Annotated in this window: 21 protein-coding genes; 6 read left to right on the top strand and 15 right to left on the bottom strand. The window is 72.8% G+C overall.

All coding sequences use genetic code 11. The features are described from left to right. Nucleotides 1-60 precede the first annotated feature (60 nt). From Q9R28_RS02185 to Q9R28_RS02175, 3 genes are all read left to right on the top strand, one after another. Nucleotides 61-2,160: an acyl-CoA dehydrogenase gene (locus tag Q9R28_RS02185; protein WP_209682695.1), complete on the top strand. Its 2,100-nt coding sequence runs from the start codon at nt 61-63 to the stop codon at nt 2,158-2,160. 84 nt (nt 2,161-2,244) lie between these two features. After that, nucleotides 2,245-2,823: a DNA-binding protein gene (locus Q9R28_RS02180; protein ID WP_311205378.1), complete on the top strand. Its 579-nt coding sequence runs from the start codon at nt 2,245-2,247 to the stop codon at nt 2,821-2,823. Further along, complete coding sequence (locus Q9R28_RS02175; RefSeq protein WP_311205377.1) at nt 2,820-3,383, top strand: hypothetical protein; 564 nt, start codon at nt 2,820-2,822, stop codon at nt 3,381-3,383. The genes Q9R28_RS02180 and Q9R28_RS02175 overlap by 4 nt, the downstream gene beginning before the upstream one ends. 162 nt (nt 3,384-3,545) lie before the next feature. Here the strand turns inward: Q9R28_RS02175 and csrA are convergent, their stop codons facing one another. The 13 genes from csrA to Q9R28_RS02110 form a co-directional block, all read right to left on the bottom strand. After that, nucleotides 3,546-3,821 carry a carbon storage regulator CsrA gene (gene csrA, locus Q9R28_RS02170; protein WP_066654202.1) on the bottom strand — a complete coding sequence of 92 codons (276 nt, stop codon included), beginning with the start codon at nt 3,819-3,821 and terminating at the stop codon, nt 3,546-3,548. A 4-nt stretch (nt 3,822-3,825) separates the two neighbouring features. After that, nucleotides 3,826-4,800 (bottom strand): hypothetical protein, encoded by a 975-nt coding sequence (locus Q9R28_RS02165; protein ID WP_311205376.1) that lies wholly within the window; start codon nt 4,798-4,800, stop codon nt 3,826-3,828. Beyond that, nucleotides 4,775-6,829: a flagellar biosynthesis protein FlhA gene (locus Q9R28_RS02160; RefSeq protein ID WP_311205375.1), complete on the bottom strand. Its 2,055-nt coding sequence runs from the start codon at nt 6,827-6,829 to the stop codon at nt 4,775-4,777. The genes Q9R28_RS02165 and Q9R28_RS02160 overlap by 26 nt, the downstream gene beginning before the upstream one ends. Then, on the bottom strand, nt 6,826-8,016 hold the full coding sequence (locus Q9R28_RS02155; RefSeq protein ID WP_311205374.1) for an EscU/YscU/HrcU family type III secretion system export apparatus switch protein: 1,191 nt from the start codon (nt 8,014-8,016) through the stop codon (nt 6,826-6,828). The genes Q9R28_RS02160 and Q9R28_RS02155 overlap by 4 nt, the downstream gene beginning before the upstream one ends. Before the next feature lie 6 nt (nt 8,017-8,022). Beyond that, nucleotides 8,023-8,799 (bottom strand): flagellar biosynthetic protein FliR, encoded by a 777-nt coding sequence (locus tag Q9R28_RS02150; RefSeq protein ID WP_311205373.1) that lies wholly within the window; start codon nt 8,797-8,799, stop codon nt 8,023-8,025. Nucleotides 8,800-8,801: 2 nt separating this feature from the next. Next, complete coding sequence (locus tag Q9R28_RS02145) at nt 8,802-9,074, bottom strand: flagellar biosynthetic protein FliQ (RefSeq protein WP_066654192.1); 273 nt, start codon at nt 9,072-9,074, stop codon at nt 8,802-8,804. Beyond that, nucleotides 9,074-9,898, bottom strand: coding sequence for a flagellar type III secretion system pore protein FliP (fliP, locus tag Q9R28_RS02140; RefSeq protein WP_251160246.1), 825 nt, complete (start codon nt 9,896-9,898; stop codon nt 9,074-9,076). The genes Q9R28_RS02145 and fliP overlap by 1 nt, the downstream gene beginning before the upstream one ends. Then, nucleotides 9,895-10,515: a flagellar biosynthetic protein FliO gene (locus tag Q9R28_RS02135; RefSeq protein ID WP_311205372.1), complete on the bottom strand. Its 621-nt coding sequence runs from the start codon at nt 10,513-10,515 to the stop codon at nt 9,895-9,897. The genes fliP and Q9R28_RS02135 overlap by 4 nt, the downstream gene beginning before the upstream one ends. Nucleotides 10,516-10,518: 3 nt before the next feature. Continuing rightward, nucleotides 10,519-11,226: a flagellar motor switch protein FliN gene (gene fliN / locus Q9R28_RS02130; RefSeq protein ID WP_066654190.1), complete on the bottom strand. Its 708-nt coding sequence runs from the start codon at nt 11,224-11,226 to the stop codon at nt 10,519-10,521. After that, a complete protein-coding gene (locus Q9R28_RS02125; protein ID WP_251155453.1) occupies nt 11,223-12,104 on the bottom strand; it encodes a flagellar motor switch protein FliM in 882 nt (293 codons plus the stop codon). Before Q9R28_RS02125 ends, fliN begins: the two co-directional genes overlap by 4 nt. Nucleotides 12,105-12,257: 153 nt before the next feature. After that, nucleotides 12,258-13,190, bottom strand: a complete 933-nt coding sequence (locus Q9R28_RS02120) for a flagellar motor protein MotB (protein ID WP_311205371.1) — start codon at nt 13,188-13,190, stop codon at nt 12,258-12,260. A 2-nt stretch (nt 13,191-13,192) separates the two neighbouring features. Next, on the bottom strand, nt 13,193-14,008 hold the full coding sequence (locus Q9R28_RS02115; RefSeq protein ID WP_066654185.1) for a motility protein A: 816 nt from the start codon (nt 14,006-14,008) through the stop codon (nt 13,193-13,195). A 2-nt stretch (nt 14,009-14,010) separates the two neighbouring features. Next, entirely contained in the window at nt 14,011-14,313 is a 303-nt protein-coding gene (locus tag Q9R28_RS02110; RefSeq protein ID WP_066654183.1) for a flagellar FlbD family protein, read from the bottom strand. Nucleotides 14,314-14,428: 115 nt separating this feature from the next. Here Q9R28_RS02110 and Q9R28_RS02105 point away from each other — a divergent pair, with 115 nt between their 5' ends. From Q9R28_RS02105 to Q9R28_RS02095, 3 genes are all read left to right on the top strand, one after another. Beyond that, the gene (locus Q9R28_RS02105; protein WP_209682711.1) at nt 14,429-15,622 is read left to right on the top strand and encodes a hypothetical protein; all 1,194 of its coding nucleotides are present in this window, start codon (nt 14,429-14,431) and stop codon (nt 15,620-15,622) included. Between the two features lie 92 nt (nt 15,623-15,714). Beyond that, nucleotides 15,715-17,295, top strand: a complete 1,581-nt coding sequence (locus Q9R28_RS02100; RefSeq protein WP_209682713.1) for a UDP-N-acetylglucosamine 1-carboxyvinyltransferase — start codon at nt 15,715-15,717, stop codon at nt 17,293-17,295. 163 nt (nt 17,296-17,458) lie between these two features. Further along, entirely contained in the window at nt 17,459-18,580 is a 1,122-nt protein-coding gene (locus Q9R28_RS02095; protein ID WP_311205370.1) for a DUF475 domain-containing protein, read from the top strand. Nucleotides 18,581-18,611: 31 nt separating this feature from the next. On the opposite strand, the gene Q9R28_RS02090 is transcribed toward Q9R28_RS02095, so the two are convergent. Both Q9R28_RS02090 and Q9R28_RS02085 read right to left on the bottom strand, forming a co-directional pair. Beyond that, on the bottom strand, nt 18,612-19,346 hold the full coding sequence (locus Q9R28_RS02090) for a hypothetical protein (RefSeq protein ID WP_066654178.1): 735 nt from the start codon (nt 19,344-19,346) through the stop codon (nt 18,612-18,614). After that, nucleotides 19,337-21,289 (bottom strand): hypothetical protein, encoded by a 1,953-nt coding sequence (locus Q9R28_RS02085; protein WP_311205369.1) that lies wholly within the window; start codon nt 21,287-21,289, stop codon nt 19,337-19,339. The genes Q9R28_RS02090 and Q9R28_RS02085 overlap by 10 nt, the downstream gene beginning before the upstream one ends. Between the last annotated feature and the right edge of the window lie 46 nt (nt 21,290-21,335).

The raw sequence follows: 21,335 nt of genomic DNA, 5'->3' as shown, positions 1-21,335 counted from the left end.
GGCCGAGGTGCCTAACGTGTGGAGTGCAACACGGACAGAGCAGTTCAGGAAGGCTCCCCCATGGTCGACACCGCCCCCGCACGCCCCACCTCGACGACCGAGGCCCCGAACGCCGACGCCACGGGCGACCCGGCGGCCGGCACGCCGACGGGCGGGACGGACACCGACGTCCGCATCGACACCACGCTGCTCGGGGAGCTCCTGCTCGGCCGCTGGGCCGAGGACCGGCGCATCTCACGGCGCCTGTCCCGCGACCCCGGGCTGCACAAGATCGAGGGGCAGCCGATCGCGGAGCACCGGGCCCGCGTCCTCGAGCAGCTCCGGGTGCTCGTCGACGCCGGTGCGATCCAGCGTCCGTACCCGACCGAGTTCGGCGGCCAGGAGAACCACGGCGGGAACCTCGCGGCGTTCGAGGAACTCACGACGGCGGACCCGTCCCTGCAGATCAAGGCCGGCGTGCAGTGGGGCCTGTTCGGGTCCGCGGTGCACCACCTCGGCACCGAGCGCAACCACCGCGAGTTCCTGCCTGGGATCATCCGCTTCGACGTGCCCGGCTGCTTCGCGATGACCGAGACCGGGCACGGCTCGGACGTGCAGAGCATCGCGACGACGGCGACCTACGACCCGGACACGCAGGAGTTCGTCGTGCACACGCCGTTCCGGGGCGCCTGGAAGGACTACATCGGGAACGCGGCGCTGCACGGGCGGGCGGCCGTGGTGTTCGCGAAGCTCGTGACGCAGGGCGTCGACCACGGTGTGCACGCGTTCTACGTACCGCTGCGCGACGGCGACGGTGCGTTCCTGCCCGGCGTTGGTGGCGAGGACGACGGCGTCAAGGGCGGCCTGAACGGCATCGACAACGGGCGGCTCTGGTTCGACCACGTCCGGGTGCCCCGCACGAACCTGCTCAACCGGTACGGCGACGTGGCCGAGGACGGCACGTACACCTCCCCCATCGCGTCGCCGGGTCGACGGTTCTTCACCATGCTCGGCACCCTCGTGCAGGGTCGGGTCTCGCTCGACGGCGCCGCCGTGGTCGCGCAGAAGGTCGGCCTGCAGATCGCGCTGACCTACGCCGCCGAACGCCGGCAGTTCCCGACGGGCGGCGGCGACGAGGGCGTGCTGCTCGACTACGGCCGTCACCAGCGCCGACTGATCCCCCGGCTCGCGACGGTCTTCGCCCAGTCGTTCGCACACGAGAAGCTGCTGCAGACCTTCGACGACGTCTTCAGCGGGCGCGAGGACACCCCACAGCGCCGCGAGGACCTCGAGACGCAGGCGGCGGCCTTCAAGGCGATGTCCACCTGGTCGGCGCTCGACACCCTGCAGGAGTGCCGCGAGGCCTGCGGCGGCGCCGGGTTCCTCGCCGAGAACCGGCTGACGAGCCTCCGCGCGGACCTCGACGTCTACGTCACCTTCGAGGGTGACAACACGATCCTGCTGCAGCTCGTGGGCAAGCGCCTGCTCACCGACTTCCGCGCGAAGGCGCCGCGCGACGCCGCCTCGACCGCCCGGTTCGTCGCTGCGCAGGCAGCGTCGAAGCTGGCCGACGCGTCCGGCATCCGTCGACTCGGGCAGACGGTCGTCGACCGGGGATCGCTCGCGGCGAGCGTCACGGACCTGCAGGACCCGCGCACCCAGCGCGCGCTGCTGGCCGGTCGTGTCGACACGATGGTGTCCGAGATCGGGGTGCGCCTCGCCTCGGCCGGCAAGGACCGGGCACGGGCCGCGAAGCTCCTCAACCGCTCGCAGCACGAGCTCATCGAGGCCGCGAAGGCGCACGCCGAGCTCATGCAGTGGGATGCGTTCACCGATGCCATCGAGGCCGTGGCGCCCGGTGACACCCGCCGCGTGCTCGTCTGGCTCCGCGACCTCTTCGCCCTCGGGCTCGTCGAGCAGCACCTCGACTGGCACCTGGTGCACGGACGCCTGTCGGCGCAGCGTGCCCGGGCGGTGTCGGCGTACGTCGACCGGCTCGTGGCCCGGCTCCGCCCGGTCGTCCCGCAGCTCGTCGAGTCGTTCGGCTACGACCCCGAGCTCGTCCGCGCGCCGATCGCCCTGGGCGAGGAGCGCGCGCGGCAGGAGGAGGCGGCAGCGTGGTTCGCCGCCGAGGCCGCTGCGGGACGGCTGCCGGAGCAGGAGAAGAAGCCGCGTCCGTGATCAACCCTGCAGGGTTGATATCTGGAGAATCAACCTTGTAGGGTTGACGGCGGAGGTGCGATGTACGCGGTGACGGTGGACCAGGTGGGCAGTCGTTCCCACGACGACCGGGTCGAGCAGGCCATCGACGTCGTCCGGACCGCGTCCGAGGGGCACGTGGTGCTCCCGCCGGAGCGGACCGCCGGCGACGAGTTCCAGTTCCTGCTCGACGACGCGGAGACCCTGCTCGACGTGGTGTTCGCCCTAGCCCGGACGGACGGCTGGAGCATCGGCATCGGCATCGGTGACGTCGAGGAACCGGTGCCGAGCTCGACCCGGGCCGCGCGCGGCGACGCCTTCGTGCAGGCACGCGCCGCGGTCGACCGCGCGAAGGACGTCCCCGAGCACCTCGCCCTCGAGGTCGCCCCGGGTCGCCGGCTCGGTACCGCGGACGTCGAGCCCCTCGTCGCCCAGACCGTCCGGGCCCGTCGCCGCCGGTCGCGGGAGGGCTGGGAGCTCGCGGACCTCCTCCGCGCCGGCCACTCGCGCACCGAGGCCGCCGAGGTGCTCGGCGTGACCCCGCAGGCGGTGGCGAAGCGCTGGCTGGCGGCCGACCTGCGCTCCGACGACGCCGTGCACGCGGCACTCGCGCGGCTCCTCACCGAAGCGGACACCCCGGCATGACGGTCTGGCTGGTCGGTGCGGTCGTGCTGCTCGCGGTGGCCGCGCTCAGCGCCGTGCACCGCGTCCCGCCACTCGCCCGCGCGGTGCCGGCGGTCGTGGTCGTCGCGGTCGTCCTCGCCGCCGAGCTCCTCGACCTGGCACCCGCCGCACCGACGACCGCGCTCCGCGTGCTCGGCACCACCGCGGTCGTCGCCGTCGGCGTCCTCGCCGGGAGTGCCGTCACGGGGACCGTGCTCGGCTTCGCCATGCGCGAGGGCGTCGAGCGGGGTCGGCACGGCGGCATCCTGGTCTCGCGCGCCGACGAACCCGCCGTCGAGCGTCGACGCCCGGAGGTGCTCCGGGGCGGGGCGGCGATCGGGTTCCTCGAACGGTTCGCGGTGATCGGCGCGGTGCTGGTGGGCCGGCTCGAGATCATCGCGGCGGTCGTCGCGGTGAAGGGCCTCGGTCGCTTCTCGGAGCTCGACTCCGCCGAGGCGCGAGAGCGGTTCATCGTCGGGACGCTCACGAGTACGTGCTGGGCCGGACTCGCCGCCTGGACCGCGATCGGCCTGCCGGGCTGACCGCACAGCCACACGGCCGCACCGACGCACAGCCGCACGGCCGCACCGACGCACAGCCACACGGCCGCACAGACGCACCGCCGCACAGACGCACAGCCACAGAGCCGCACGAGCGTGCGCACGAGCCAGCGGACACCGCCCGCCCGGACGCCACCGCGGCACTCAGCCCTGGTCCGACGCCCGTCCCCGGTCGCCGAGCGCAGCGCGCAGTCGCGCCTCGGCGTCGTCGGCGCCCTCGGCACCGGACGCAGCGGCCGCCGCAGCCGCCTCCGCGTTCGCCTCGATCACGGCGCGCACGACCTCCTCGCGCTGGATCTTGACCCCGCGCGGTGCGTCGATGCCGATCCGGACGCCGTCGCCGCGGCTGTCGAGGACCGTGATGACGACGTCGTCACCGACGAGGATCCGCTCGCCGACCTTCCGCGTGAGTACCAGCACCCCGTCAGCCTAGCGACACCACCGGCAGGCCCAGCTGGTGGACGGACTCCGGCGTGGCGGTCTCCCCCGCACCGATGGCCACCACACCCGCGACGGGTACCCGCCCGGCGACCGCGGCCACGACGGCCCGGGCATCCTCGGTCTTCCGACCGACGTCGACCACGACCCACACCTGGTCGGCGGCGAGTCCCCCGATCGTCGTCGCGTCGTCCCACGCGGAGACGCCCAGCAGCGCGTGGCCGTTCCGCACGCCCTCGGCGCGCGCGAGGATCCCCGCCCGCCGGTCGGCGGCGTCGGTCGGGCGCAGTGCGTACCGTCCGGCGAACACCCCCGCCGCCGCGTCGACGTCGGTGGCACGCCCGACGAGCAGCACGAGGTCGCCGTCGGCCGACCGCACGGCCGGGACCGGCAGCACCGGACGGACGGACGCCGGGGCGGACACCGCGGTGACCAGCGGGACGACGGGAGCCGGTCCCGCGACCGGCAGCGGGCCTCCCGGCCGACCGTGGTCCTCGTCCGTGCCCGGCACGGCCGGGGACGGGCCGTCCTGGAGGCGCGGCGCGGCCGGGTCGACCCGACCCACGTCCCTCACGGGGCGGCCGGGGCGCGGGGCGCCCGCGGCGATCCCGTCGGCCGCGAAGCCGTCGAGCACCGAGGCGAACGCATCCGCCCGCGTCGACGCGGTGCCGTCGCCGGCGGCGATGCGGGCCTCGGCGGCCTCGGCGTCGGCGAGGAGCGCGGCGATCCCGATGCGGGTGGCCGGGCCGTCGGCGATGGCCACCCGGGCGGTCGGCGGGTCGAGCGGGTCCGGCACCTCGACGACGGCCTCGACGTGCGTGCGGCGGAAGAGCCCACCGATCCCGGGCGTGGACACGCGTTCGGCCGAGACGATCCGGGCGCCCGCACCGAACTCGGTGCGGAGGGCGTCGCGGACCGCCTCGAGCGTCGGGCCGCTACGCAGCGATCGGGTCGGCGGCACGGACCACTCCCACGGTCTCGATGGTGGAGCCCGCGGCGGTGGCCTCCTGGTAGGACAGCACGGGCAGGCCGTTCGCCTGCGCGGACACCATGCGGTGCACGGCCGGTCGGAGCTGCGGGGCGCAGACGAGCACGGCGGACAGGCCCTGCTCCTCGACGCTGCGCACGGCGTCGCGCAGGGACCCGAGGACCTGCTCGATGCGGTGGGCGTCGAGCACGATCTGGGTGCCCTGCTCGGACGGGCGGAGCCCCTCGAGCATCGACTGCTCGAGCAGCGGGTCGATCATGATGACGCGGAGCGTGCCGGCCTCGGCGTGGCGGGCGGGCAGGGCGGGGCCGAGGGCGGCGCGGGCGGCCTCGACCAGGCCCTCGGGGTCGGTCGACACCTTCGCGCGGAGCGTCAGCGCCTCGCAGATGCGGCCGAGGTCGTTGATCGGCACGCGCTCGGCGAGCAGGCCCTGGAGCACGCGCTGCACCTCGGCCAGGGACAGCATGCCGGGCACGAGCTCCTCGACCGCCGCGGGGTTCACCTGCTTGACGCCCTCGGTGAGCACCTTGACGTCCTCGCGGGTGAGCAGCCGGGCCGCGTTGTCGCCGATCACGGCCTGCAGGTGCGTGACGAGCACGGAGACCCGGTCGATGACGGTCGCGCCGGTCATCTCGGCCGCGTGCCGGAGCTCGGCGGGGACCCACTTGCCGGCCAGACCGAACACCGGCTCGACCGTCGTGGTGCCCGGGAGCCCGTCGAGCTGGTCGCCGAGTGCGAGCACGCTGCGGGACGGGGCGGTCCCGCGACCGGCCTCGACCCCGGCGATGCGGATCGCGTAGGTCGACGGGGGCAGCTCGATGCTGTCCCGGGTGCGGACGGGCGGCACGACGATGCCCATGTCGACGGCGATCTTCCGACGGAGCGCGCGCACGCGACCGAGCAGGTCGTCGGACGACCCGGACACCATGTCGACCAGGTCCGGTGCGAGCAGGATCTCGAGGGCGTGGACACGCATCTGCTCGAGCAGGTCCTCGGGGCTGTCCGCCGAGGGGGCCGCGGCCTCGAGTGCCTGCTGCTGCTCGGCCGCTGCCGCCTGCTGCGCCGCCTGCCGCGAGAGCCGCCAGCCGGCGAACAGCAGCCCGGCGCCGATGAGCAGGAACGGCACGACGGGCATGCCGGGGATGAACCCCATCGCGATCGCAGCGACCCCGGCGATCACCAGCGCGTTCCGCGACTGCGTCAGCTGCGTCGTCGCCGACGCGCCGATCTCGGTCTCCGCACCCGACCGGGTCACGATCATGCCGGTCGACACGGCCATGAGCAGTGCGGGGATCTGCGAGACCAGGCCGTCGCCGATGGTCAGGATGCCGTACTTCGACAGCGCGTCGGTGACGGAGAGCCCGTTCTGCAGCATGCCGATCGCGACGCCACCGAGCATGTTGATGACGAGGATCAGGATGCCGGCGATCGCGTCGCCCTTGACGAACTTCGACGCGCCGTCCATCGCCCCGTAGAAATCGGCCTCGGCGGAGACCGCCGCACGGCGTTCCTTCGCCTCGGCATCGGTGATGAGTCCGGCGTTCAGGTCGGCGTCGATCGCCATCTGCTTGCCGGGCATCGCGTCGAGGGTGAAGCGGGCGCCGACCTCGGCGACGCGCTCGGCACCCTTCGTCACGACGACGAACTGGATGACGACGAGGATGAGGAAGACGACGGCGCCGATGATGATCGAGCCGGACACCGCGACGTGCCCGAAGGCCTGGATGACGTCGCCCGCGAAGCCCTCGCCGAGCACCAGTCGCGTCGAGGCGACGTTGAGGCCGAGGCGGAACAGCGTCGCGACGAGGAGCAGCGACGGGAACACCGAGAAGTCGAGCGGCTTCTTCACGAACAGCGTCGTGAGCAGGATCACCAGCGCCAGCAGGATGTTCAGGATGATGAGCACGTCGAGCAGGAACGACGGCACCGGCAGGATCAGCAGCAGGACGATGCCGACGATGAAGACCGGGACGGCGAGCTTGGGCAGGTCCTTGCGGTTCATGCGGGTGCCCCTTCGGTGGTGGACGGACGGGTGCGGAGGCGTCGTGGTCGGGCGTCGCCGGTGAGCGTGGTGGGGTCGAGGACGGTCGCGACCTCGTCGGCCGTGGTCGGCGTGGGCGCGGCGTGCGTCCCGGCGGCGGCGCCGCGGGCCCTGAGCGCCATGACGAACGAGAGCACCCGGGCGACCGGCGTGTAGAGGTCGACCGGGACCTCCTGCCCGAGCTCGCACGCCGCGTGCAGCGCCCGGGTGAGCGGGACGTCGCGGACGATCGGGACGCGCGACTCCTCGGCGGTCGACCGGATGACGTCGGCGACCGGCCCGGCACCCTTCGCGACGACACGGGGTGCGGACTTCCCGGGCTCGTAGCGGAGCGCGACCGCGTAGTGCGTGGGGTTGGTCATGACGACGTCGGCGTCCCCGACCGCGGCGATCATCCGGTTCCGGCTCATCGCGAGCTGTCGGGACCGGCGCTGGCCCTTCACGAGCGGGTCGCCGTCGGTGCGCTTCGACTCGTCCTTGACCTCCTGCTTGGTCATCATCGTGCGCTTGCGGTTGCGGCGCACGACGACCAGCACGTCGACCGCGGCGAGCACCAGACCCGCGGCGACGGCGGCGCGGAGCAGGGTCCCGGTGCCCTCCTCCGCCGCGTCGAGCACGGACGACAGCGGCAGCGAACCGCTCGTCATGAGGACGGGGACGAGCGACTGCACGGCGAACCACAGGACGAGCCCGACGACGGCGGTCTTCAGCAGTGCCTTCACGCCGTTCCAGAGCGCCTGGACGCCGAAGACCCGCTTGAACCCGGCGACCGGGTCGAAGTGGTCCGGCTGCGGGGCCATCCGCCGGAAGTGCACGCCGCCCTGCGCGACGGAGACCGCCGCGACGGCGACCGCGACGACGGCGAGCATCGGGCCGACGGTGCCGGCCACGGAGCCGAGCGCCTCGGACAGTGCCTGCCGGACCGCGGGGACGGTCGGGTCCGCGATGACGCGCTGCACGGCGTGGAGCTGCTGCTCCCCCGCACCCGCGGCGTTGCCGATCGCGGCGGGCATGACCAGCGCGGCCGTCGCGATGCCGACCCAGGCGCCGAGGTCCTGCGAGCGGCCGAGCTGCCCCTTGCGGTGCACCTCCTGCATCCGCTTCTGGGTGGCCTTCTCGGAGCGTTCGCCGCTCCCTCCGTCGGACACGTCGCCTCACCCCCGCCCGGTGATCGCGGCGACGGCGTCGCCGGTCAGGGACGACACGACGGCCGGCAGCGCCATGAAGAGCGCACCGGCGAACACGACGGTCAGCCCGATCTTGATCGGGAAGCCCATCTGGAACGCGTTGAGCGCCGGGGCGACGCGCGTGAGCAGCCCGAGGCCGACGTCGGCCAGGAACAGGACGACGACGAGCGGCCCCGCGATCTGCAGTGCGGCGAGGAACATCTGCCCGGCCGCCGCGACGAGCACCGAGGCGAAGCCGCCGACGGCGAAGGTGCCCGGCGAACCGCCGGCCGTGACGAGCGGCACCGCGTCGAACGACCGCACGAGCCCCGCGACGATGAGCTGGTACCCGCCGCTGGCGAAGAGCAGCGCGAGCGACGCCATCTGGAACAGCCGGGTGAACTGCGCGCCGTTGACCTGGGACTGCGGGTCGTACGCCTGGGCGAGGGTGAAGCCGCCGAACAGGTCGATGAGACCGCCGGCGGACTGCACCGCGGCGAACACGAGGTACACGAGGAAGCCGAGGCCCAGCCCGACGACCAGCTGGGTGAGCAGGGCGAGCAGGAACCCACCGGTGTCGAGCGCGGTGTACCCGAGGCCGACCCGCGGTGCGACACCGATCGCCAGACCGAGCCCGAGGATCACCTTCACCGTGCCGGGGAACGCCTTGTAGGCGAACGGCGGCGCGATCACGAGGAAGGCGACGAGCCGGACCCCGGCGAGCATGGTGGCTTCGAGCCGGTCGGCGTCGATGGCGAGGTCCACGGCTACGTCCCGAGGAGCTTCGGGATCATGTCGAACGCGACGTGGGTGAACGCGACCATCTCGGCGATCATCCAGTTGCCGCAGACGACGAGCGCGATCGCGACGGCGACCGCCTTCGGCACGAACGAGAGCGTGACCTCCTGGATCTGCGTCACCGACTGGAAGAGCGAGATCGCGAAGCCGACCACGAGCGAGGTCACGAGCACGGGGGCCGCGAGCTTGCCGGCCACCAGGAGTGCCTGGAGGGTCAGGTCGATGACCGCCTGCTGGTTCATCAGCGCACCACCTGGTAGCTCTCGATGAGGGACGTGATGATGAGCCCCCAGCCGTCGACGAGGACGAACAGCAGGATCTTGAAGGGCAGCGAGATCATCACCGGCGGCAGCATCATCATGCCCATCGACATGAGCGCGGCGGAGACGACGAGGTCGATGACCAGGAACGGGATGAAGATGACGAAGCCGATGATGAAGGCGCTCCGCAGCTCCGAGATGACGAACGCCGGGATCACGGTCGTCATGGGCACGGCGTCGAGGTCCGTCGGGTTCGCCTGACCGGCGGCGCGCGTGATGAGCGCGACGTCCTCCTCGCGCGTCTGGTGCAGCATGAACGTCCGCAGTGGCTTCGTGCCCACCTCGACCGCCTTCGCGAAGTCGATGTGGCCGGCGAGGTAGGGCTGCAGGGCGTCGTCGTTGATGTGCCCGAGCACCGGGGCCATCACGAACAGGGACAGGAAGAGCGCGAGCCCGGCGATGACCTGGTTCGGCGGGATCCCCTGCAGCCCGAGGGCGTTCCGGGTCATGGCGAGCACCACGAAGATCTTCGTGAACGACGTCATCATGAGCAGCAGGGCCGGTGCGACGCTGAGCAGCGTGATGCCGAGGAGCGTGACGATCGCCGAGGACGGCGCGCCGTCGGGCCCGTTCACGCTGACGCTGAAGTCACCGCTCGCGGGTGGGGTCGGGGCCGCCGGCGCGGTCGGCCCGGTGACGCCGACGGCGTGCGCGCCGGTGGTGGTCAGGAGGACGAGACCGGCGACCGTCGCCAGTCCCAGGACGACGAGGGTGGCGGTGCGGCCGGTCCGGAGCGCGGCCGTCACCCGGCCCGCCGGCCTCGGAGCGCGGCGGCGGCCTGCCGCCACGTGTCCGCGGAGAGCACGGAGCCCTGGAGCTGCTGCGCGGTCGGCACGACGGTCCGGGCCGGACGACGCGCGGGACCGCGGGGACGCATCGGGAGCACGGGCGCGGCGTCGGCCGGGAGGCCCGTGGCGGCGTGGTCCTGTCGCTCGAGTTCCGCACGGAACGCGTCGGCGGACGGGGCCGCCACCGTGGTCGGCTCGGCGGACGTCGGCCCGGCGGAGGTCGGCTCGGCGGACTCGGGTGCTGACACGACGGCGCGCGGGGCGGTCGGCAGTGCGACCGGCCCGGCGACGACGGTGAGCTCCGGCGCGGGGGTCGGACCACTCCGGAGCAGCGAGACGCTCTGCTCGGACACACCGAGCACGAGACGCTCCCCCTCGACGTCGACGACGACGACGCTCGCCTTGCCGCCGATGCCCTGGCGACCGACGACCTCGACCGCGGCGGAACGGCGGCTCCGGGCCTTCACCGCGGCTCCGAGACCGCCCTTCGTCGCACGGCGGTGCAGCACCCACATCAGCGCGAGCACGACGCTGAGCGACACGGCGACCCGGAGCGCCATCCAGAGGGTGTCCACGGGTCAGACCGCTTCGGCGACGTCGAGGATCCTGGTGATGCGGACGGCGTAGTCCTGGTCGACGACGACGACCTCGCCGTGGGCGATCAACCGGCCGTTGAGCAGCACGTCAGCGGGTGCTCCGGCGCTGCGGTCGAGCTCGACCACGGCGCCCGGCTCCATGCCGAGCACGTCGCGCACCGACATCCGGGTCCGACCGATCTCGACGGTCAGCGTCATCTCGACGTTGTTGATGCGACCGAGGTTCCCGGCGGGGACGGCGCCGGCGGCGAGCGGTGCCGAGACCGTGCCGTTCTCACGGACGCGCAGCGCGAACCAGCCGCCGGGGACCCCGCCCGCGGTGAGCTCGAAGACGACCGTCTCCGGGTCGGCGAACAGCGAGGCTGCCGACTCGCGACGGGCGTCACCGAGCACACCGACGCCGAGCACGGAGGCAGCGGCCTCGAGCGACGGGCGGAGCACGTCGGTGACGTCGACCAGGCCGGCGTCGGCGCCGCCCGCGGCGACGACCGCGCCGAGGTCGGTGAGGACCAGCGCGAGGTCCGCGGAGAGTCCGCCGACGAAGGACGCGACCACACCGTCGACGGCGGCCTCGAGGACGACCGGGGTCGCGCCTCCCGGCAGGGGCACGGCGGTCAGGGGTGCCGCCGTCGGGAGCTGCGCCGCGAGCGACTCGGCCGCGGTGGCGTGGAGGGTGGTGGTGGCGCTCATGCGTGCTGCTCCGGATCGGTGGTGGTGACGACGATGCCGGCCAGGCGCGAGCCGTTGGCGCCGACGGCGGCGGTGCCGACGGGTTCGCCGTCGACCGCGATGGTCAGGGGGCGGTGCTGCGGGTGCGGCAGCGGCAGGACGTCGCCGACGGCCAGCCGGAGCACCTGCGTGGGCAGCACGGCGGCGGGCGCGAAGTGCAGGCTGACGCCGACCGGGACGTTCGCGAGCTGGGCGTCGAGCAGGGCGCGGGCGTCGGCGGCCGAGACGCTCGTGGTGTCCTCGCCGAGTTGCGGCAGCACGGCCTCCGCCGGCAGGGCGAGCGTGCCGGGGGCGACGCGGTCGCCGACCCGGATCGAGAACGCGGCGACGATCATCAGGTCGCCCTTCTGCGCGGCCTGGGCGAACTGGCTGTTGAACTGGAAGCCACCGGTGGTGACCTCGTGCGCGAGGAGCCCGCCGAACGAGTAGCGGAGGTCGTCGAGGGCGTCCTCGACGATCTTCCGCACCAGCGCCTGCTCGATCGGCGTGAAGGTGCGCTCCGGTGTCGGCAGCGGCTTCGACGCGCCGAGCGCGTGCGACACCCACGTCAGGGCCGCGTCGAGCGGGACCTGCAGCACGCCCTTCGGCGCGGTGTCGGCGATCGGCAGCAGCACCATGCCGGTGAGGGCGGGCAGCGACGCGGCGTACTCGTCGTACGTCGTCATCGAGACCTGCTCGCAGGTCACCTGGCTGACGGCACGCACCTTCGCGGTGAGCTGCGTCCCCCACTGCCGCGCGAACGTCTCGAAGGCGAGCTCGAGCACCCGTGCGTGCTCGCGGGCGAGCGTCGACGGGCGCGCGAAGTCGTACACCTCGGGCGCGGGCAGGGTCTCGGTCACGGGTGCGTCTGTCGACCGGCGACGGGCAGGCGTCAGCGCTGTGCCCCGTTCTGGGGCGGCGGCGGACCCGGCGTCGGGGCGACCCGTGGCCGCTCGTCGGCGCGCGTCCTGCGGTCCGGTCCGCGCTGTGGTGCGGGCCCTGCCCGCCGGGGTCTACCCCTGTCGCGCTCCGTCCTGCGCCGTGGCGAGGGCGGGCATCAGCTCGCTGACGTCCTGGTCCTGGTTCGAGAGCACGACGATGTCGACCCGGCGGTTGAGGGTGTTGTCCGCGTCGCTCGCGCCCTTCGCGAGCGGGCGGCTCGACCCGAAGCCGACGCTCTGCACGTGGTCCGCCGGCATCCCGCCCCGTTCGACCAGGTCGCGGAGCACCCCGGTCGCGCGTGCGGCGCTGAGCTCCCAGTTCGTCGCGTACGGGGCGGTCGAGTTCCGCTGGTCGGCGTGGCCCTCGACGCTGACGTCGTGTCCGCTGGTCTTCAGGACCGGCGCGATCGCGTCCATGATGCGGCGGGCCTGGTCGGACAGGTCGGCGCTGTTCGTCGCGAAGTAGGTCTCGCTCCCGACGAGCCGGACCGTCAGGCCGCGGTCGTCGACGGCGAACTGCACCTTCGACGACTCCCCCGCCTGCTCGAGGTTGCCCTGGATGGCCGCCTCGATCGCCTTGAGGTCGTCGAGCTCCTGCTGGGCCGCCGCCAGGTCGGCCTTCGACGCGACCGGCGGCACCGCCGTCGACGCCGGGTCGACGTTCGTGTCGTCGGCGCCGGACGCGGCGGTCGAGTGGTCGGCGTCGGACTTGTCCGTCGCGTACCCCTTGCCGTCCTTCGTCACCTGGGACTTCGACACGATCGTGCCCGAGGCGGTGTCGACCTTGCCGGACTTCACCTCGCCGAACCCCGTCGCGAGCGAGTTCTTCAGCGCGATGTACTTCTCCTGGTCGACCGACGACATGGCGAAGAGCACGAGGAACATGCACATGAGCACCGTGATCATGTCCATGTACGACGCCATCCAGCGCTCGTCCGGGTGCTCGGCCTCGTCGTGGCCGCCCTTCTTCCGGCCGCGCCCGCGCCCGCGGGGGTTCGCGCTCACGGTCAGGCCGCCAGCTGCTGGTCGTCGGCGGTGGCCTTCGCGGTCTTCCCGTCCTTGCCGCCGGCACCGCGCGCTGCGGGCGGGACCATCGCGGTGAGGCGCTCACCGAGCAGTCGGGGTTGGCTGCCGGCCTGCACGGCGAGCAGGCCCTCCATCAGCAGGGTCTGCCGGTCGGCCTCGAGCTGCGCGAGCTTCCGGAGCTTGCCGCCGAAGGGCAGCCAGAGGAAGTTCGCGGTGAGCAGGCCCCAGAGCGTCGCGACGAACGCGCTCGCGATGAGCGGGCCGAGCTCGTCGGGCTTGCCGAGGTTCGCCAGCACGTGGGTCAGGGACACCACGGTGCCGATGATGCCGACGGTCGGGGCGAAGCCGCCCAGGCCCATGAAGAACGCACTGGCGCTCCGCATCGGTGCGGCGTTCGACTCGATCTCGTCCTCGAGCAGGATCCGGAGCTCGTCGCCGTCGGTGCCGTCCGCGATGTTCTGCAGGGCCTTCTTCATGAACGGGTCGTCGTGCTTGTCGGCCTCCTGCTCGAGCGCGAGCAGGCCGTTGGCGCGGGCCGTCTCGGCCAACCCGACCACGTCGTCGATGACCGTCTGCGGTGGGGTGACCTTGCCGGTGAACGCCTTCGGGACGGTCTTGAACGCGGCGAGGGCGTCCTTCATGGTGGTGCTCGCGACGCCGCAGCCGATGGTGGCGACGAAGACGAGGAGCATCGGCGCGGGCAGGAAGAGTCCCGCCATCTCGACGTGCTCCATCTGCGCCATCCCGAACAGGGCGCCGAAGGCGAGCAGGATGCCGACGATCGTTGCGATGTCCACGGTCAGCGCCCCCCGTCCTGGCTCCGGACGGCGTCGCGTCGTCCGTTGGTGACGAGCGGCGCGACGGGCGCGAGGACCGGCTGCGGTCCGGTCGCGTCCACCGCGGTGTCGGTGCCGTAGGCCATGCCGACGATCCGCGCGCGGTAGGCGGCGACGAGGCCGATGACGTCGGCCATGGACTCGCGCACGATGTACTTGGCGCCGTCGACCATGATGAGCGTCGTGTCCGGCGTCTCCTGGATGCGCTCCACGAGGTCGGGGTTGACAGCGAATGCGCTGCCGTTGAGTCGTGTGACGACGATCATGGCCCGTCCTGGTTCTCGATCGTCCCGCCGCCGTCCGTGGGGCGGGATGCAGACCCGTCCGTGGGTGTGCACCGGTCGTTATCGGCGACGGTCGCACCCCCGTTAGCCTGGCGTGGTGACCATCGTCGAGGACCTGCTCGCCGGGCCGCGGGGGCGGCGCCTCTGCTGGGAGGTCGTGCTCGGTACCGTCGGCGACCAGCCGGACGACGACACGCTCTTCTGGGCGTCCTACTGGACCTCCGTCCACCGCGGTGACGGCGTCTCGCTGTTCGGACCCGGAGCGTCCGAGCCGCGTCCGGCTCCGTCGGACGACGACGTGGTCACCGCCGTCGAGGCCCTGTTCGACGCTGCCGACCCCGCGTCGGCCACGCTCGACCAGGTGCTCGCGGCCCTCGGTCGCGTAGCGGAGTCGGCGATGTGGTGGCAGGAGCCGGACGCCGAGGACGTCCTGCTCGGGACCGTCGTCCCGCGGTCGCTGCACGAGCGGATCGCCACGGCGGTGGCGGCTGCCCCAGGCGTGCAGGCGCTGTTCGCCACGGCCCCGGCTGCGGCTCCGGCTCCGGCTCCGCGACAGTGGACCGTCACCCCGGACACGTCCGGGTACGGCGGCGCCGTTCGCCGTGCCGCAGCGGTGCTCGCCGAGTGGCGGCGCGAGCTGCTGGACGAACGCTCCCACGGCCTGGGCGACCCGGTCACCGCGCCGATCAGCGGGACGTGGTGGACGACCCCTCCCGGCGGGCTCCTCGACACCACCACCGAACGCGACGGCCGCGGGCCACTCGGGTTGTGGGCGGTCGAGGACCACACCGGGTGGGAGCGCGCTGCGGTCGCCCCCGTTGCGGTCGATCCATCAGCGCGCATCGTGGTGGTCGACGACGCCGAGGACTGGGCCGCGCTCTGCCGTGCGGCACCGATCGACGTCACGGCCACGACCCGTCGCCACGACTGGTACCGGGCGACCGGTCGCGACGGCGCCTGGGTCGTGCCGGACTGGGCCGCGATCGCCGAGCGGTACGACGCAGTGCACCTGACCCTGCGGGGATGGCTTCGCGCCTCCGGTACCGCGATCCCGGTCGACGCGGACTCGGCCGACGGCACCGCGGACTCGGCCGACGGCACCGCGGACTCTGCCGACGGCACCCTGGACTCGGCAGAGGGCACCCTGCACTCGGCTGACGGCACCCCGGCGAGCGTCATCGCCGGGTGGACCCCCGACACGACGGTCTGGCTGCGCGACCCCCGACCCGCCCTCGGCCCCTCGACGATGTGGCGGTGGAGCGGCGAGGACCGCGGCTGGTTGCCGGCCTGAACTCTCATGGACGAGTTATTCCCGATCCGATCCTGGATGATCGCCGGGCGATGTCCCCTGTTTTATCTCATGAGCGTGTTACCGTGGCGACCATGTCCGACACCACCACCGTCGTCACGCCCGCCGAGCCGACCGGCACCGCGCCCGCCGCCGCTCCGCTGCGCGAGGTCGGCGCCCTCATCCGGGGCGCCCGCAAGGGCCGCAGCATGACCCAGACCCAGCTCGCCGAACGCGTCGGCACGAGCCAGAGCGCGATCAACCGCATCGAGCAGGGCGGACAGAACCTGTCGCTCGAGATGCTCACGCGCATCAGCGACGCGCTCGACCAGCAGATCGTCTCGATCGGCGGCGCCCCGCAGCGCGCCCACCTCCGGGTGCAGGGCGGTCGGAAGCTCAGCGGCTCCATCGCCGTGAACTCGAGCAAGAACGCCGCCGTCGCACTGCTCTGCGCGTCGCTGCTCAACCGCGGGGTCACCCGGCTGCACAAGGTGGCCCGCATCGTCGAGGTCGACCGCATCATCGACGTGCTCCGCAGCCTCGGGGCCACCGTCACGTGGTCGGAGGACGGCGAGGTCCTCGAGATCGTCGCCCCGTCGGACCTGCGACTGGACGCGATCGACGCCGACGCCGCCCGGCGCACCCGGAGCGTGCTCATGTTCCTCGGCCCGCTCAGCGGTCGCTACGGCTCGTTCCGTCTGCCCTACGCCGGCGGCTGCGACCTCGGCACCCGCACGGTCGAACCGCACCTCATCGCCCTGCGGCCGTTCGGCGTCGACGTCGAGGCGACCTCCGGCTGGTACGAGGTCGACGTGGCGAACACCGAGGTGCCGACGAAGTCGGTCGTGCTGACCGAGCGCGGTGACACCGTCACGGAGAACGCGATCCTCGCCGCGGCCGCCCGCGACGGCGTCACCACGATCCGCAACGCCAGCCCCAACTACATGGTGCAGGACCTCTGCTTCTTCCTCGAACTGCTCGGCGTGCAGGTCGAGGGCATCGGTTCGACGACGCTCCGCATCACCGGGAAGAGCCGGATCGACGAGGTCGTGGACTACTGGCCGAGCGAGGACCCGGTCGAGGCGATGAGCCTCCTGACCGCGGGGATCGTCACCGCGTCCACCCTCACGGTGACCCGAGCGCCGATCGAGTTCCTCGAGATCGAGCTCGCGACCCTCGCCGAGATGGGCCTGCGGTTCGACGTCAGCGAGGAGTACGCCGCCGCCAACGGTCGCACGCGCCTGGTCGACATCACGGTGCACCCGTCCGAGCTGCACGCGCCGATCGACAAGATCCACGCGATGCCGTTCCCGGGCCTCAACATCGACAACCTGCCGTTCTTCGTCGTCATCGCAGCGATGGCCGAGGGCACGACGCTCGTGCACGACTGGGTGTACGAGGGCCGGGCGATCCACCTGCTCGACCTCACCCGCCTCGGCGCGAGCGTCACCCTGCGCGACCCGCACCGCCTCGACGTGACCGGCCCGACGCACTTCTCCGGCGCCGAGGTCAGCTGCCCGCCCGCCCTGCGGCCCGCGGTCGTCATCCTGCTGGCGATGCTCGCCGCGAAGGGCGAGAGCGTCCTGCGCAACGTCGGCATCATCGCCCGCGGCTACGAGCAGCTGCAGGAGCGCCTCAACTCGCTCGGCGCGTCCATCGAGACGTTCCACGACTGACCCTCAGCACCGCCCGGGTGACCTCTCCGGTCACCGCACCCGACGGCCCGTCCCCGAAAGTGGGGACGGGCCGTCACCCGTTCCGGAGAACGCACCGGTGCCTCCGACGCGTCTGCCAGACGGGACGGATGCGCGATCCAGCCGACAGGTGCTGCATGGGGACATGGCCACGAGATCGCTCCTGACCGTCCCCCTCGTCCTCACCGTGGCCGCCGCCGCCGCCGCGTGGGTCACCCTCGGCCCGGCAGCCGCCCTGGCCTTCGCCGCACTCGCCCTGCTCGAGATCGCGATGGCCGCGGACTCGTCGGTCCCGATGGCGGGCATCGCCGGTCGGCTGCACTCCCCCGCACGACGGCTCTTCCTGTCGCTCGGCATCGTCGCCGGAGTGCTCGCGATGCGCCTGCTCCTGCCACCCGCGGCCGTCGCCGTCGGCGGAGCGGCGGACCCCGCGTCCGCCGTCGACGAGGCCGTCTTCGCCCCCGGGTCCTTCTCGGCGCACCTCGCCGAGGTCCGTCCCGCACTGGCTTCCTTCGGCGCGGCCTTCATCTGGTTGGTCTTCGCCGAGTACCTGTTCAACACCGACCGCCTGTCACGGCGGTCCTGGCTGGGCGGTCTGGAGGCACGGCTCGCCCGGGTCGCGCGGCCGCGCGTCTGGTCCGTGGTCACCGCTGCGACCGGCGTGCTCGTCACGACCGTCCTGGTCGGACGCCACGACGCGTGGGCCCCTGACACGGTGCTGCCGGTCGCCGTCTGCGGCGCGGCCGGCGTCGGCGCGTACCTCGTGTCGAAGCGGATCGCCCGGTGGGCGCTGCGGGGCGTGGACGGCACGGACACCGGAGCGGTCGGGACGAGCGGCGCGTGGCGGGTCCACGCCTACGCCTCGACGGTGGTCTTCGAACGCGGGCTCGTCGTCTTCATGCTGTTCGAGATCCTCGACGGCGTGTACAGCCTGTCGGGGTCGGGCGTGCTCGGCGTGGACGGACTCGGTGCGCTCGAGCAGGCCGCACTCGCGGTCGCAGCCATCGCCGTCGGCGCGGTGTTCCTCGCCCGGACGACGTCGCGCCTGGACCAGGCGGCGACGCTCAAGCGCCTCCGGTACCTGAAGGCCGGGGCCGCGTACGTCCTCGGGGTCCTCGCGGTGCTGCTCTGGACGAGCCTGCTCGTGCCGGTCCCCGGGGTGGTCGTCGCCTGGTTCGGCACCGTCGTCATCGGTCTCGCGCTGGCCAGCTCGCTGCCGTGGCGGGCATGGGCGCGACGGTTCCGGCGGCGGACCCTGGCGGGCTGACGCGATCGCGGTCCGTGCCGCCCCTCGCCGTTCAGGGGATCGGCACCGGCTCCCAGGAGACGAAGAGCTGCATCCGGAACGTCGGCGTCGTGTCCGACGGACGGAACCGCGAGCTGAGCGCCGCGGACATCCCGTCCGGCACGGGCACGTCGGTGCTCGCGCCCAGCCGCCCGCTCGTCTCCGTCCCGTCGATCGAGGGGACCGACTCGACCTTCTCCTGCAGCTCGTCCGCTCCGTTCGTCGGGAGGTCGGCCGACTCGAGCGCGTCCCGGTAGGCCGCGACCCCTGCGGCCGCACCGGAGGTCGTCGGTCCCTCGACCTGCAGGACGAACGACCGACCTGCCGGGGTGATGACCTCGCCGGAGGAGTCGGTGAGCCCGTCCGGGTAGTCGTCGACGGTGACGATCACCTCGCCGACCGGCAGGTCGACGACCCGGTCGCCCGGGAGGACGAAGCGTGCCGGTCGATCATCGGTGGAGCTGTAGGCGGCGACCGCGTTCCGGACCGGCGACTCGCCGTCGGTGTCGACGCCGAACGCCTCGACGCTCGGCGTGCCGGTGAGGTCCCAGACCTCCACGCCGTCCTCGAGGCGCATGGCGGTCGGGGTGGGGCCGTTGTGCTGCACGTCGGTCTCGCTTCGGTCGGGACGGGTGGAGGGGTCGGACTGGGCCCCCGGTGGCGGGCCGGCGCAGCCCGACAGCAGGGCGACGACCGCGGTGGCGACGACCGCTGCCGCGATCCCTGGGCGACGAGCGTTCAGTGCCATGCGAGCTCCGAGTCGTGGAGGTTGTCGAGGAGTTCCGGGATGCGGTTGTCGAGCCGACGTTGCTGGATCCGATCGGGGACCGACCCACCCACGAGTTCGCGGGCACGGTCGGGGTCGTCCTGGACGAGCTGCTGCCACGCGGGCAGCGTGTCTCCCTCGATGTAGTCCCACCGGGTATCGAACTCCGAGATGTTCCCCTGGGGGATGTACCAGTGGTCCACCCAGCCCTGTGTGCCGGGGCTGAAGGGGTTCACGTCGACCGGTACGTCGATGCCGCCCTCGAACTGGCCGAGCGTCTTGGTTCCGGGGATGGACGCGTCGCCGACGATCCCCAACATCGTCGTGAGGGCCTCACCGGTCGGCTCTCGGTCGTGCATCTGCTGGTAGGCGCCCTGGATGGTGTCGCGCTGCTCGCGGAGCAGCAGGGTCTCGTTGCCCTGTGCGATGCGGTCCTGGTCCCCCGTGCGCCTGCCGGCGTCGATGTCCTGCCAGGCGGAGTACGTCTGCCGCTCCGACAGCGCGGCGTCGACCGGGTCGTCGTTCGCACCGCGGAGGAGCCCCGCGGCACGGAGCTCGTCGATGCTCGTCATGCCGCCGTCGAGGTAGGCCTCGTGCATCGTCGAAGCGTCCAGGAAGATGTCCTTCTGCATGCCGAGGAACGTGCGTTCGTAGAAGGCGATCTCGTCGTCGCCCATCCCGGCCAGCTGGTCGATGAGCGGTCGGATCGACGGAGGCGCCAGCGGACGTGCCGTCTGGATGTGGTCGCGGAACGAGTGCAGGTCGAGGAAGCCCGCCGCGAAGTCCGGGCCGACCATGTTCGCCATGCCGGCCCACGTGAAGGCGGGATCGTCGAGGTACAGGCTCGCGTAGTACTCGTACGAGCCGGCGACCTGCGGCATCAGTGCCGGAGCTCCACGGTCCAGCTGCCACGTCGCCATGTCGATGCCGACCTTCTCGGCCGCACGGGTCACGTACATGCGTTGCAGCACGTCGGCGTACCGGGTCGGCGGCAGGTCGGCGGCGCGGGCCGCTCCGACGATCGCCGACAGCACCGTCGACGACGTCCCCCACGCGGGTGGATCCGCGACGAGCCGGTCGAGGACGTCCGGGTTCGCCGCCAGCCACGCCGCTCCGACCTCCGGATCCATGTGCGACAGGACCTCGAGGGGGTCGACACCCTCGGCGGAGAGGGCGGCGGCGACGACGAGGTCGAGGACCCGGTCGGTGAGGGTGCCGTTGCCCGCCTGGTCGAAGGCGCCAGCGACGTGCTCGATCCATCCTGCGTCCGCGTCGTTCTCGTCCACGAGGCGCCGAGCGCCGTCGACGAACCCCGGGCCGCCGGTCGGCACCCACGAACACGAGGCAACGAAGCGCGACCACGCGGTCCCGACCCGGTCCACCTCGGCGCGGAGCGCGGTGTCGGCCGCTCGGGCGTGCGTCACGAAGCTCCGGAGGTCGGTCGGGTCGGCGCTGCTCGTCGCGGATCCGGAGCCGGTCGAGGTCCTGATGCGCTGCGTGGGCGAGAACGCGACGGCGACCGTCGGGGGCTGCACGGGCGGCGCGGTCGGCCGCGGGTCGAAGAGCCCCTCCACCCCCGAGGCGATCCACTGCACCGCGTCGTCGTCCCGTCGTTCAGCGCGGTCCGCCTCACGCGCGTCCCAGGCCGCGACGTCGGCGAGCCGAGCGCGCTCCTCGGCGGCCAGCTGCGTGGCGAGCCGGACCTGCCGCGCCAGGTCGTCGAGCACCGACGCCAAGCGGGCTCGATCCTGGGCCTCGGTCGCGCACGCCTGTTGGAAGAGGCGTGCGTACGCGCCCCGGAACTCCTGCGACGCCGACTCTGCCGAGCTGCGTCTCCCTGCCCCCTGCTCAGCGAGGACCCGGTCTGCGTGTGATGCTGCCGTCACGAGTCCCTGCGCGGCGCCGTCGTCGAACTGTACCCCCATACAGGTGGAGCATAGCCGCCCTCCACCATCCGTGCCGGACCGATCG

The organism is Curtobacterium sp. BRD11, from assembly GCF_031844345.1.
Lineage (GTDB): Bacteria > Actinomycetota > Actinomycetes > Actinomycetales > Microbacteriaceae > Curtobacterium.
This window is presented reverse-complemented; position numbering and strand designations above follow the sequence as displayed.